The following is an 11,773-nucleotide window of genomic DNA, read 5'->3' as shown; positions in this document are numbered from 1 at the left end:
AACCCGTCAGCGAAGTCTAAAGTATGAAGAAAGTGGTAGGTTCATCGGTTCATTGCTTTTTTCTTGGCTGGTCTTATTACTGTATTTTTCGATTGCACCCAATTTGGGGGGCGAGAGCGGAACGCAACACGTACCGGAATCTAGCGCGACGCTATTAATAATTGCCACTCACTGTCAGTGACGGGCATGATTGATAGTCGATTAGCCTTTTTGAGCGCGAGATCAGTAATGGCGTTGTTGGCTTTTATTTCGGCCAATGTAATGGGGGTTAAGTGTTGCTGATATTGAATGGTTACGCCTACCCACCGAGGCGCTTCGTGGGTGGCTTTCGCATCGTAATAATCGCTATTTATGTCGAATTGATGCGGGTCGGCTTCCGCAGCTTTGACGACGACGGCAATGCCCACAATGGCAGGTATTTTACAGCTAGAGTGATAAATGAATACTTGATCTCCGATTTGCACTCTATCTCGTAAAAAATTGCGCGCTTGATAATTTCTGATGCCCTCCCAAAATGTACGTTGTTGTGATGCACTTTTTAAGTCATCGATGGAGAATGTCTCCGGTTCAGTTTTAAATAACCAATATGCCATGACGAGGATCTCTTTCGTGTGTGAAGTCTTATTGTCGTAGATAAATGTGTCGTCATGCAATCATTAATCAATATGGTGTTCGTTAAATGCGCTTTGATAAGTAATTAGGGTAGGTATCGTTGTTATTTATAGTATTATTAGATCACGATAACTAAGCGGGCACGTACCATGAGTCAGATACTTGATAATTTATTGTCATTACTAAAATTAGAAGAAATTGAATTGGGTATTTATCGAGGTCAAAGTCAAGATTTAGGCTTTCCACAAGTTTTTGGTGGGCAAGTTATGGGACAGGCTTTGTCAGCGGCAAAATATACCTTGCCGGAAGCGCGATATGTAAACTCACTGCATTCATATTTTTTGCGACCTGGAGACCCAGCGAAACCTATTGTCTATGACGTTGAGACTATTCGGGATGGTAAAAGCTTTAGTACTCGTCGTGTAAGTGCGATTCAATATGGTAAACCGATATTTTATATGACAGCCTCATTTCAGGGAGATGAACCTGGGCTTTCTCATCAAAGTAATATGCCAAAGGTGCCAGCACCTGAAACATTAAAATCGTCATTAGAGTTTTATCAAGAAAATGCGCATTTGATACCGGAGCCGTTAAGACATAAATTTACTCGCGAAATGCCTCTAGAAATGAGGCCCGTAGATTTTCAAAACCCCTTTAAGCCACAAAAAACAACCCCAGAGCGTCATGTATGGTTTAAAGCCAATGGACCTATGCCAGATGATAGGCGGATCCATAATTACCTTTTAGCATACGCGTCTGATTTTGAATTTTTACCAACGGCACTTCAGCCTCATGGGTTATCATTTATGCACCCGAGTATGCAGGTTGCCACAGTTGATCATGCGATGTGGTTCCATCGACCATTTAGGTTAGATGACTGGATTTTATATAGTGTGGACAGCCCAAGTGCCAGCAACGGCCGAGGTTTAGTTAGAGGCCAGTTTTTTAACCGCAATGGAGAGCTGATTGCTTCTACGATGCAAGAAGGTGTTATGCGACAGCGGGGTTAATATCAAAAGAGGATTACTATGCGGTAACGAAGTAACCCCCTTTTGGTTATAAGGGCTAAAGGGTGTCGTTAATTGATTGCCAAATACTTGCTGGCAACAATGCGCGTAAATGAGATTTTAGCTCAGCGAGTTGCTGAGTAGCCTCAATACATTGCTGTTCAGAGACAGTAATATAGCCCTGAGTTTTAAGGCTTGAAATAAACGATACCAGCACTTTTTTATCAAAGAACTCAGGGCTTTTAATGCCGTGGAGCGTCCCTAAGCGTTTTGCAAGTACATCATTTTCAGATTCTAAAGTCGTACGTGTGATCCCTTGATTGGAATCGATTAAACTGACTGTGATTGCATAACGCTCGAGTGTTAAATGTATGACTTTCCCCAGCATCTCTAACTGTGCTATGGCATTACTTTGAGAGGCGACTTTGACAGAGTTACCGTCAAATTCAATGAGTCCACTGTTAGCAAAGGCGTTCAATATTTCAGCAATATACCCTGCACGCAATGGCGTTAAAAACCACTCTTTCGCAAAAAACGGATATAGCAATGCTAATTGCTGCTCACATTCTTGTATAGTGACTGTGCGGCAGTTAACTAATTGCTGAGCAATAATACTGGGCACGGCAAATACATGAATAATGTTATTGCGATAGTAATTAAAAAGAGTCCGTTCCTGCTCTTTAATTGTTACAATGTCCCCAAGCTCATCTTGTAATACGTCAAACTTGTTGAGTTGCAGGGCATGTTGAAGCAGCTGCTCAGCATTGCCTTCAGGTAAAGTAACTTGTGTGTTGTACTTAGCATCTCGATGTAAGTTTAGATAAAACTCTAGCTGAGAAAGTAACTTACGTTTACTTAATGCAAATTGGCTGTTGCTGAGTAAAATGGTGGCCAATAAATTAACTGCATTTAAAGCAGCGGCGCTATTGATATTAGTCATAATGTTGTCGGCCAAGCCGGCGACACGAGCATTTAACCATGTCGGCTTTTGCACATTGGTTGGGTGTATTGCGTTATGCCACCCTTGCTGATGCTCATTTAAATATTGATTTACATTAATTGGTTCACCAAAATTTAAATAACCACGACCATAGTTTTTCAGGTTTTTCATGGCTTTGAAGACAGCAAATACCGATTCGTTCTTTTTGTTACTCCCTGCTAATTCTTTAAGGTAGGTATTAATCTCCATGACATGCTCATAGCCAATATAAACAGGAACTATTGAAATCGGCCTGTCTATTCCTCGTAACATGGATTGAATTGTCATTGCTAACATACCTGTTTTGGGCGGAAGTAAGCGACCAGTGCGACTGCGACCTCCTTCAGTATAAAACTTAACAGAATAACCTTTAATGAAGAGTTGGCTTAAATATTCTTTGAATACGGCAGAGTAAAGTTTGTTACCAGCAAATGAGCGGCGTATAAAAAATGCCCCACAACGTCTAAATATGCCGCCTGCTGGAAAGAAATTTAAGTTAACGCCTGCTGCAATATGTGGAGGAACGAGTCCTTGATGATAGATCACGTATGTGAGTAATAGGTAATCCATGTGGCTGCGGTGGCAAGGTACATAAATAATCTCATGGCCTTTATCGGCTAAGTTATGGACGCGTTCTGCATATTTTATTTCAATTCCATTATAAAGTTTATTCCATAACCAGGTGAGAAGCCGTTCGCCAACTTTGACCATTGCATCTGAATAATTTGCTGCAATTTCTTCTAATAGGTTTTGAGCGTTTAAACGCGCTTCATCATGGGTTAACCCTTTACTTTTAGCTTCTTCTTCAATGGCCTTTTTGATACTGGGTGACGCGAGTAAAGAATTAAATAGCTGTTCCCGAGAGGGAAGTTTTGGACCTGTGGCTGCTAATTTTTGACGGCGAAAGTGTACTCGTGCTACACGAACAAGTTTATGTGGTAATTCATCGACATCGGCTTTGTCGTTGATAAGTTGGTTGAGCTCGATAGGTTGACTGAAGCGAACTAAGTTATCTCGGCCTGAAAATAGTAAAACAAAGCATTTTCGCAACCAGCTAGGCGTTAAAGAATGTGAAAATAACGTGCCTATACCCGGTTTCTCTTTTCCTGGGTTACGGCCCCACAGTATTGTGATTGGAATGATTTGGGCCTGACAATCAGGTGTAAGTTGTAAAGCTTCAAAAATATCTTTACCAATATCCAACGCATTACTGGGTTTCGCTTTTTTAGAAAACAGTGGCGTTGGATTTTGTAGCCCAATAAAACGAGGAATGGACTTTTCACCAATAGACTGTGTTTGTGTTGGGCGAGGCAGTGCTAGCTTTTTACAGACACGATCGAGTGCCGCAATGTCAGAACGAGCATTGAGTCGAGCAACATAAAATGTTGGAAGTTCAGGGTTTAATTCAAATTGTGCTACGGGGTTTTCGGGAAGTAGTTTAGTCCTCACTAATAATGCGTTAGCCCACTGTGAAAGTTGATTTAAACCTTGCGAGATAAGTCTCATAAAACACCACATTTAAAAATTTGTGATAGCATAGCAAGCTTTCACTGGACTGACCATTTCAGCTTGAATTGGAGATAATGCACTATATTAGATTAGTGTAAAAGTGCACATATAACAGGTGTAGTTAGTTTAAGCTTACTTTGAATGATTAAACAGAACATGAAATAAAACTTAGTATTGCTTGTTGCATTTATCGCCAATATCATTATAATGTGCGGACTTTCTACTGTTGCAGACAGTTAGAAAGCAAATAGAGCTTGGATTTCAAGCTAAAACAGGAACTCCGATTTGGAGTTCAATGGTAGAAATAAAGATCCCAACCGGCAAATAATTTATTATTTTGTTCTGGTGGTATTTTTATGCTCTTTTTAAATGCTCTTTTAATTGAGGTTGTTAAAGAATGTCAAATCAACGCATTCGTATTCGCCTAAAAGCTTTTGACCACCGTTTGATTGACCAATCAACGGCGGAAATCGTGGAAACAGCGAAACGCACTGGCGCTCAGGTACGTGGTCCAATCCCACTTCCAACTCGCTTTGAACGTTTTACAATATTGACTTCTCCGCACGTGAACAAAGATGCGCGAGATCAATATGAGATCCGCACCCATAAACGTCTGATCGACATCGTAGAACCAACTGACAAGACTGTAGACGCTCTAATGCGCCTAGACCTTGCTGCTGGTGTTGATGTTCAAATCAGCCTGGGTTAATCGGAAGATTAGAGAGGTTTTAGGAAAATGGCATTAGGTCTAGTCGGTCGTAAAGTGGGTATGACACGCATCTTCACTGAAGATGGTGTATCTATCCCTGTGACAGTTATTGAAGCAACGCCTAACCGTGTTACTCAGATCAAATCTGACGCAACAGATGGTTACAATGCGCTTCAAGTTACTGCAGGCGAGAAAAAAGCAAGCCGTGTAAACAAAGCAGATGCGGGTCATTTCGCAAAAGCTGGTGTTGAAGCGGGTCGTGGCCTGTGGGAATTCCGCCTAAATGGTGGTGAAGGCGATTTTGAAGTAGGTAATGAACTTACTGTTGAATTATTTACTGATATCAACAAAGTAGACGTTACCGGTTCTTCGAAAGGTAAAGGTTTCCAAGGTGGTGTTAAGCGCTGGAACTTCAGCATGCAAGACGCTACACACGGTAACTCTTTGTCTCACCGTGCTCCTGGTTCAATCGGTCAAAACCAATCACCTGGTAAGGTGTTTAAAGGTAAGAAAATGGCCGGTCATATGGGTGCTGAGCGTGTAACGACTCAGAATCTTGAACTAGTACGTGTTGACGCTGAACGTAATCTGCTTCTAGTTAAAGGTGCTGTACCTGGCGCTATTGGCGGCGACGTTATCGTTAAACCTGCTGTTAAAGCATAAGTCCTGGAGATTTAGTGATGGAATTAGCAATTAAAGGCGCTGGCGCGCTTGAAGTTTCCGAAGCTACTTTTGGACGTGAGTTTAACGAAGCATTGGTACACCAAGTAGTTGTTGCATATGCAGCAGGTGCTCGCCAAGGTACTCGTGCTCAGAAGACACGTTCTGAAGTTAGAGGCGGTGGTAAAAAACCATTCGCTCAAAAAGGTACTGGCCGTGCACGTGCTGGTACAATCCGCAGCCCAATCTGGCGCAGCGGTGGTGTAAGTTTTGCAGCTAAGCCGCAAGACCACAGCCAAAAAGTTAACCGTAAGATGTATCGCGGTGCAATCAAAAGCATTTTGTCTGAGCTTGTTCGTCAAGAGCGTTTAATCGTTGTTGAAAGTTTTGGTCTTGAAGCACCAAAAACAAAAGAATTAGTTTCTAAGCTTAAAGAACTTGAGCTTAAAGACGTGCTTATCGTGACTGAAGAAGTAGATGAGAATCTATTCCTATCTTCACGTAACCTTTATAAGGTTGACACTCGTGATGTAGCTGGCATCGACCCAGTAAGCCTAATCGCATTCGATAAGGTACTTATTACTGCAGGTGCTATTAAGCAACTTGAGGAGGCGCTAGCATGATCCGTGAAGAACGTCTTTTAAAAGTAATTCTTGCTCCACACATCTCTGAGAAAAGCACGATCGCTGCTGAAGAAAACAACACGATTGTTTTCAAAGTAGTAAACGATGCAACTAAAGCTGAAGTTAAAGCGGCAGTTGAGAAGCTTTTTGAAGTAGAAGTAACTGGTGTTCGCACTCTAAACGTTAAGGGTAAAACAAAACGTACAGGTCAACGTTTCGGTCGTCGTAGCGACTGGAAAAAAGCCTACGTTACTCTTAAAGAAGGTAGCGAGCTAGACTTTGTCGGCGGCGCCGAGTAATAAGGGGAGTTAGAATTATGGCACTTCAAAAGTGTAAACCAACTTCTGCGGGTCGTCGTCACGTCGTTAAAGTGGTTAACTCTGAGCTACACAAGGGTAAGCCATACGCACCGCTTTTAGAGAAAAACTCTAAATCAGGTGGTCGTAACAACAACGGTCGTATCACGGTTCGTCATATCGGTGGTGGTCATAAGCAACACTATCGTTTAATCGACTTCAAACGCACTAAAGATGGCATTCCAGCCACTGTTGAGCGTTTAGAGTATGATCCTAACCGTAGCGCAAACATCGCTCTTGTATTATATGCAGACGGTGAGCGTCGTTACATCATTGCACCTAAAGGCCTTAAAGCCGGTGATCAGATCCAGTCAGGTGTTGATGCACCTATCAAAGCTGGTAACACATTACCGATGCGTAACATGCCTGTAGGTTCGACTGTACACAACGTAGAGTTAAAACCTGGTAAGGGTGCGCAAATTGCACGCTCTGCTGGTGCATACGTTCAAATCCTAGCACGTGAAGGTCAATACGTGACTCTACGTCTTCGTTCAGGCGAAGTACGTAAAGTTGAGTCTGACTGTCGCGCTACCTTAGGTGAAGTAGGCAATGCTGAGCATATGCTTCGTTCACTAGGTAAAGCAGGTGCTAACCGCTGGCGTGGTATTCGTCCGACAGTTCGTGGTGTTGCCATGAACCCGGTTGATCACCCACACGGTGGTGGTGAAGGTCGTACTTCTGGTGGTCGTCACCCTGTGTCTCCATGGGGTAAGCCTACTAAAGGTGCTAAAACGCGCAAGAACAAGCGTACGGATAAACTAATAGTACGTCGTCGTACTAAGTAATAGTTGAGGAATTGCCATGCCACGTTCTCTCAAGAAGGGTCCATTTATAGACCTACACTTGCTGAAGAAGGTAGAGAAGGCGTTGGAAAGCGGTGACAAGAAGCCTATAAAGACTTGGAGCCGTCGTTCAATGATCATCCCTAACATGATCGGATTGACCATCGCTGTCCATAATGGTCGTCAGCACGTACCTGTATTCGTTACAGACGAAATGATCGGTCACAAACTAGGTGAGTTTGCACCTACTCGTACTTACCGCGGCCATGCTGCGGATAAGAAAGCGAAGAAGCGTTAATAGGGGAATATGATGGAAGCATTAGCTAAACACAAATTCGCCTCTGGTTCGGCGCAAAAAGCACGTCTAGTTGCAGATCAGATCCGCGGACTTCCGGTAGATCGCGCACTAGAAATCCTGGCATACAGCCCTAAAAAAGCGGCTGTATTGGTTAAGAAAGTACTTGAGTCTGCTATTGCTAACGCAGAGCATAACGAAGGTGCTGACATTGATGAGCTACGTGTAGCTACGGTTTTTGTGGACGATGGTCCTACAATGAAACGTATTATGCCACGTGCTAAAGGACGCGCAGACCGCATCCTTAAGCGTACAAGCCACATCACTGTTGTGGTTTCAGATAGCTAGGAGATATAAGTAATGGGACAAAAAGTTCATCCTACTGGTATTCGCCTAGGTATCTCTAAACCTTGGGTTTCTACCTGGTACGCGAGTACAAAAGATTTCTCTGCACAGCTTTTTGGCGATCACAAAGTACGTACATTCCTTACTAAGGAATTGAAAGCGGCTTCTGTGTCTAAAATCGTTATTGAGCGTCCAGCTAAATCTATCCGTGTAACAATTCACACAGCTCGTCCTGGTGTTGTTATCGGTAAGAAAGGCGAAGATGTTGAAAAACTTCGTCAAGCTGTAACTAAGATCGCTGGTGTTCCTGCTCAGATCAACATTTCTGAAGTACGTAAGCCAGAACTTGACGCACAATTAGTTGCTGACGGTATTGCATCTCAGTTAGAGCGTCGTGTTATGTTCCGTCGTGCTATGAAGCGCTCGGTACAAAACGCAATGCGCATTGGTGCTAAAGGTATCAAAGTTGAAGTAAGTGGTCGTCTAGGCGGCGCTGAAATCGCACGTTCTGAATGGTATCGTGAAGGTCGTGTACCTCTACATACTCTACGTGCTGATATCGACTACGCAACTTCTGAAGCTTTAACCACTTACGGCATCATCGGTGTTAAAGTTTGGATCTTCAAAGGCGAAGTAATTGGTGGTTTACCACTAGTTCAAGAGCAAGAGAAGCCAGCTAAACGTGCACCGAAGAAAGCCAAAAAAAGTGCTAAGTAAGGGGTAGCGATTAATGTTACAGCCAAAACGTACAAAATTCCGTAAAATGCATAAAGGTCGCAACCGCGGTCTTGCTACAAGCGGAAACAAAGTAAGCTTCGGTTCTTTCGGTTTGAAAGCAACTGGCCGTGGTCGTATGACTGCACGTCAAATTGAAGCAGCTCGTCGTGCTATGACACGTCACGTAAAGCGTCAAGGTAAAATCTGGATCCGTGTGTTCCCAGACAAGCCAATCACAAACAAACCGCTTGAAGTTCGTATGGGTAAAGGTAAAGGCTCTGTTGAGTACTGGGTTGCAGAAATCCAGCCAGGCAAAGTACTTTATGAGATGGAAGGTGTGCCAGAAGAGCTTGCTCGTGAAGCATTCAACCTTGCAGCTCGTAAATTACCTTTCAAAACAACATTTGTAACTCGGACGGTAATGTGATGAAAGCTAGCGAACTTAAAGACAAAAGCGTTGAAGAGCTTAATGCTGAACTTCTTGAGCTTCTTCGTGAGCAGTTTAACCTGCGCATGCAAACAAGCACTGGTCAGCTAGCTCAGACTCACGAGTTAAGAAAAGTACGTCGCAGTATTGCGCGTGTTAAAACGGTTATCAACCAGAAGGCAGGTGCATAATGACTGATAAAATCCGTACTCTTCAAGGTCGTGTGATCAGCGATAAGATGGAAAAGTCTATTGTTGTAGGTATCGAACGTCAGGTTAAGCACCCGATCTACGGTAAATACATCAAGCGTACAACTAAGTTGCACGTACATGACGAGAGCAATACAGCTAAAGCAGGCGACACAGTTACTATTCGTGAATGTGCTCCTATCTCTAAGAATAAATCTTGGACTTTAGTAGACGTTATTGCACGTCCTAAGCAAGCTTAATTTTAGTTTTAAACTAATTTAAGATTTGTCTTTGAAAGCCCCGGCCTTTGGCTGGGGCTTTTGTTTTTGTAGGCCCGTATAAATTCATCTATATTTTTACTAACCTCAGCATGCTGATATTGCTTAGCAATAGCCATTTCATTGTACTATTTCACGATACCCGCACAGTCGTTTATATCACTTCTATTTTACTCTGCTATGTATAGACTTGCGCTGTTATACGAATTACAGAGCGCGTTTTAGGCAACGTGCTTTTGCCATATGTGGTCGATGAAGATAGGTTTTCTGATGTAAAGTGATGTGTAATAACAAGTGTATTGAATTAATAAGCGTATATTGTAATTAAGAATGAGGTTAATGGGTTTAATTACTGCGGCGATACGGTTATTTCGGGTAGTAAGTTAAAGGATATCATCGGGTATAAAAACAAGAATAGGAAGCCCACGACGGGGCTTCATATTGACTATTCTTCATCAATGATAGGCACTTCTAACCCCATAGACTCCATAATTTGACGCACTTCTTCAGGTACTTTTTCTGGATTATCTTTTCGTAAATCTTCATCGTTTGGCAAAGGTTGCCCAGTAAATGCATGTAAAAATGCTTCACACAGTAGCTCGCTATTGGTTGCATGACGTAAATTATTAACTTGTCGGCGAGTACGCTCGTCAGTTAACACTTTCAATACATTCAACGGGATTGATACAGTGATCTTTTTTACTTGTTCAGACTTTTTACCGTGTTCTGCATACGGGTGAACATATTCACCATTCCATTTAGCCATAATGTTGTTGTTGCCTTTATTGTGTAGTGCCTATCCGACGGAACTATGTACTTACTGGTTGTCATTATATGACATTGTTTGTGATGGTCTAGGCAAAAGCCCCTTTACTTGCCATAGTAAGTGCTTCGTTCGATCGTATTCGCGATCATTTTTTTGAAGTGGCGAAATTTTATCGGTTTAAATAAGATAGTCAAATACTAAGTAAATAGCCATTTAGCAGTATAAATGTTTTGACTTCTAGTATTTATTAATCTAACCTTTTAGACGTCTAAACATCCAACTATCTAGGTGATGATATGAGTGAACGTAATAAATCAACCATCGCAGTACGCCATGGCATAGAAGCAGACAAGCACCATGGTGCGGTCGTACCGCCGTTATACCTATCAACTACGTACTCATTTGCAGATTTTGATACCAAACGAGATTATGATTATGGTCGCAGTGGTAACCCTAATCGAGATATTTTAGCTGAAACATTAGCTCAGCTAGAAGGCGGAGAAAGAGGCATTATTACCGCAACGGGTATGTCTGCTGTTCACTTAGTGACGCAACTATTAAATAGCGATGATACGTTGGTGATCCCCCATGACTGTTATGGCGGCAGTTATCGTTTATTCACATCATTGCAAAAGCGTGGCTTATTAAACCTTGTAGTACTTGATTTAACACAGTCTGAAAGCTATCAGCAAATTTTAGATATAAAGCCAAAAGTGGTATGGATTGAGACACCGAGCAACCCTATTCTTCGCCTGACAGACATAGAAGCTGTGGTGAAAACCGCTAAGCAAGCAGGTGCACTAGTTGCTGCAGATAACACTTTTTTGTCACCGGCATTACAAAACCCCATTAAGTTTGGTGTAGACATTGTGGTTCACTCAACCACTAAATATATTAATGGTCATTCAGACGTGGTCGGTGGTGCCGTGATCGCACGTACTGCGGAACTGGGTGAGGAGCTAGCATGGTGGGCAAATAACATTGGCATTACGGGCGCGCCCTTTGATAGCTATTTAACGCTTCGTGGCTTACGAACGCTGAATGTACGTTTAAAGCAGCATCAAGAAAATGCCTTGGCGATTGCCAAATACTTAGAGCAATCGGACTATGTGAGTCAAGTGTATTACCCTGGTTTAGAATCTCATCCACAACATGAATTGGCCAAAAAGCAGCAAGCTGGCTTCGGTGGCATGGTGAGCTTTGACATAAAAGGCGGGTTAAATGACTCTGCTGCATTCTTGACCTCTTTAAAAGAGTTTTCATTGGCGGAATCACTGGGTGGTGTAGAGAGCTTAATTTGTCATCCTGCGACCATGACGCATGCGGGTATGGATGCGACAGCTCGTCTTGAAGCGGGCGTAGGAGATACGCTGATTCGAATTTCTGTGGGTATTGAAGAACTAGATGACTTGGTGGCTGATCTAGAGCAAGCGTTTAAACGCACTACACCAGGTCAAAGCACAGGATCTGATGAGGCAAAAACTTTTAAATTAACACCGGCTCATACGGTTTTGTGGTAG

At 42.6% G+C, this 11,773-nt stretch carries 16 protein-coding genes; 13 read left to right on the top strand and 3 right to left on the bottom strand.

Features of this window, described 5'->3' with window-relative positions; translation table 11 throughout:
• Positions 1-140 precede the first annotated feature (140 nt).
• The gene (locus tag J8M01_RS02005; RefSeq protein ID WP_211056814.1) at positions 141-593 is read right to left on the bottom strand and encodes an EVE domain-containing protein; all 453 of its coding nucleotides are present in this window, start codon (positions 591-593) and stop codon (positions 141-143) included.
• Positions 594-761: 168 nt separating this feature from the next.
• Here J8M01_RS02005 and tesB point away from each other — a divergent pair, with 168 nt between their 5' ends.
• Positions 762-1,622: an acyl-CoA thioesterase II gene (gene tesB, locus J8M01_RS02000; protein WP_192508950.1), complete on the top strand. Its 861-nt coding sequence runs from the start codon at positions 762-764 to the stop codon at positions 1,620-1,622.
• 55 nt (positions 1,623-1,677) lie between these two features.
• On the opposite strand, the gene plsB is transcribed toward tesB, so the two are convergent.
• Positions 1,678-4,104 carry a glycerol-3-phosphate 1-O-acyltransferase PlsB gene (gene plsB, locus J8M01_RS01995; protein WP_211056813.1) on the bottom strand — a complete coding sequence of 809 codons (2,427 nt, stop codon included), beginning with the start codon at positions 4,102-4,104 and terminating at the stop codon, positions 1,678-1,680.
• Between the two features lie 400 nt (positions 4,105-4,504).
• Between plsB and rpsJ the strand changes: the two genes are divergently transcribed.
• Genes rpsJ through rpsQ form a run of 11 tightly spaced genes read left to right on the top strand, consistent with a single transcriptional unit; the run spans position 4,505 to position 9,469 of the window.
• Positions 4,505-4,816: a 30S ribosomal protein S10 gene (gene rpsJ / locus J8M01_RS01990; protein ID WP_010367096.1), complete on the top strand. Its 312-nt coding sequence runs from the start codon at positions 4,505-4,507 to the stop codon at positions 4,814-4,816.
• Between the two features lie 27 nt (positions 4,817-4,843).
• Entirely contained in the window at positions 4,844-5,479 is a 636-nt protein-coding gene (gene rplC / locus J8M01_RS01985) for a 50S ribosomal protein L3 (RefSeq protein ID WP_010367093.1), read from the top strand.
• 17 nt (positions 5,480-5,496) lie between these two features.
• Complete coding sequence (gene rplD / locus J8M01_RS01980) at positions 5,497-6,099, top strand: 50S ribosomal protein L4 (RefSeq protein WP_010367090.1); 603 nt, start codon at positions 5,497-5,499, stop codon at positions 6,097-6,099.
• Positions 6,096-6,398 carry a 50S ribosomal protein L23 gene (gene rplW / locus J8M01_RS01975; RefSeq protein ID WP_010367088.1) on the top strand — a complete coding sequence of 101 codons (303 nt, stop codon included), beginning with the start codon at positions 6,096-6,098 and terminating at the stop codon, positions 6,396-6,398. Before rplD ends, rplW begins: the two co-directional genes overlap by 4 nt.
• Positions 6,399-6,415: 17 nt before the next feature.
• Positions 6,416-7,240, top strand: a complete 825-nt coding sequence (gene rplB / locus J8M01_RS01970) for a 50S ribosomal protein L2 (RefSeq protein WP_010367086.1) — start codon at positions 6,416-6,418, stop codon at positions 7,238-7,240.
• A gap of 16 nt (positions 7,241-7,256) precedes the next feature.
• Complete coding sequence (rpsS, locus tag J8M01_RS01965) at positions 7,257-7,535, top strand: 30S ribosomal protein S19 (protein ID WP_010367084.1); 279 nt, start codon at positions 7,257-7,259, stop codon at positions 7,533-7,535.
• Between the two features lie 12 nt (positions 7,536-7,547).
• Positions 7,548-7,880 (top strand): 50S ribosomal protein L22, encoded by a 333-nt coding sequence (gene rplV / locus J8M01_RS01960; RefSeq protein ID WP_192508981.1) that lies wholly within the window; start codon positions 7,548-7,550, stop codon positions 7,878-7,880.
• A gap of 12 nt (positions 7,881-7,892) precedes the next feature.
• A complete protein-coding gene (gene rpsC, locus J8M01_RS01955) occupies positions 7,893-8,594 on the top strand; it encodes a 30S ribosomal protein S3 (RefSeq protein WP_192508948.1) in 702 nt (233 codons plus the stop codon).
• A 13-nt stretch (positions 8,595-8,607) separates the two neighbouring features.
• A complete protein-coding gene (rplP, locus tag J8M01_RS01950) occupies positions 8,608-9,021 on the top strand; it encodes a 50S ribosomal protein L16 (protein WP_010367077.1) in 414 nt (137 codons plus the stop codon).
• The gene (gene rpmC / locus J8M01_RS01945; protein WP_010367076.1) at positions 9,021-9,212 is read left to right on the top strand and encodes a 50S ribosomal protein L29; all 192 of its coding nucleotides are present in this window, start codon (positions 9,021-9,023) and stop codon (positions 9,210-9,212) included. Before rplP ends, rpmC begins: the two co-directional genes overlap by 1 nt.
• Positions 9,212-9,469: a 30S ribosomal protein S17 gene (gene rpsQ, locus J8M01_RS01940; RefSeq protein WP_010367075.1), complete on the top strand. Its 258-nt coding sequence runs from the start codon at positions 9,212-9,214 to the stop codon at positions 9,467-9,469. The genes rpmC and rpsQ overlap by 1 nt, the downstream gene beginning before the upstream one ends.
• Before the next feature lie 463 nt (positions 9,470-9,932).
• Here the strand turns inward: rpsQ and metJ are convergent, their stop codons facing one another.
• Positions 9,933-10,253: a met regulon transcriptional regulator MetJ gene (metJ, locus tag J8M01_RS01935; protein ID WP_192508946.1), complete on the bottom strand. Its 321-nt coding sequence runs from the start codon at positions 10,251-10,253 to the stop codon at positions 9,933-9,935.
• A gap of 296 nt (positions 10,254-10,549) precedes the next feature.
• Between metJ and metB the strand changes: the two genes are divergently transcribed.
• Positions 10,550-11,773 (top strand): cystathionine gamma-synthase, encoded by a 1,224-nt coding sequence (gene metB / locus J8M01_RS01930; protein WP_211056812.1) that lies wholly within the window; start codon positions 10,550-10,552, stop codon positions 11,771-11,773.

It is taken from the genome of Pseudoalteromonas sp. MMG005 (assembly GCF_018101015.1).
In the GTDB taxonomy this organism is placed as follows: Bacteria; Pseudomonadota; Gammaproteobacteria; order Enterobacterales; family Alteromonadaceae; genus Pseudoalteromonas; species Pseudoalteromonas aurantia.
The sequence above is the reverse complement of the archived record's forward strand: the minus strand, read 5'-3'. Positions and strand labels throughout refer to the sequence as shown.

Coding starts and splice junctions, on each gene's coding strand:
- J8M01_RS02005 (WP_211056814.1), bottom strand. CDS start 593: ATGGCATATTGGTTATTTAAAACTGAACCGGAGACATTCTCCATCGAT.
- tesB (WP_192508950.1), top strand. CDS start 762: ATGAGTCAGATACTTGATAATTTATTGTCATTACTAAAATTAGAAGAA.
- plsB (WP_211056813.1), bottom strand. CDS start 4,104: ATGAGACTTATCTCGCAAGGTTTAAATCAACTTTCACAGTGGGCTAAC.
- rpsJ (WP_010367096.1), top strand. CDS start 4,505: ATGTCAAATCAACGCATTCGTATTCGCCTAAAAGCTTTTGACCACCGT.
- rplC (WP_010367093.1), top strand. CDS start 4,844: ATGGCATTAGGTCTAGTCGGTCGTAAAGTGGGTATGACACGCATCTTC.
- rplD (WP_010367090.1), top strand. CDS start 5,497: ATGGAATTAGCAATTAAAGGCGCTGGCGCGCTTGAAGTTTCCGAAGCT.
- rplW (WP_010367088.1), top strand. CDS start 6,096: ATGATCCGTGAAGAACGTCTTTTAAAAGTAATTCTTGCTCCACACATC.
- rplB (WP_010367086.1), top strand. CDS start 6,416: ATGGCACTTCAAAAGTGTAAACCAACTTCTGCGGGTCGTCGTCACGTC.
- rpsS (WP_010367084.1), top strand. CDS start 7,257: ATGCCACGTTCTCTCAAGAAGGGTCCATTTATAGACCTACACTTGCTG.
- rplV (WP_192508981.1), top strand. CDS start 7,548: ATGGAAGCATTAGCTAAACACAAATTCGCCTCTGGTTCGGCGCAAAAA.
- rpsC (WP_192508948.1), top strand. CDS start 7,893: ATGGGACAAAAAGTTCATCCTACTGGTATTCGCCTAGGTATCTCTAAA.
- rplP (WP_010367077.1), top strand. CDS start 8,608: ATGTTACAGCCAAAACGTACAAAATTCCGTAAAATGCATAAAGGTCGC.
- rpmC (WP_010367076.1), top strand. CDS start 9,021: ATGAAAGCTAGCGAACTTAAAGACAAAAGCGTTGAAGAGCTTAATGCT.
- rpsQ (WP_010367075.1), top strand. CDS start 9,212: ATGACTGATAAAATCCGTACTCTTCAAGGTCGTGTGATCAGCGATAAG.
- metJ (WP_192508946.1), bottom strand. CDS start 10,253: ATGGCTAAATGGAATGGTGAATATGTTCACCCGTATGCAGAACACGGT.
- metB (WP_211056812.1), top strand. CDS start 10,550: ATGAGTGAACGTAATAAATCAACCATCGCAGTACGCCATGGCATAGAA.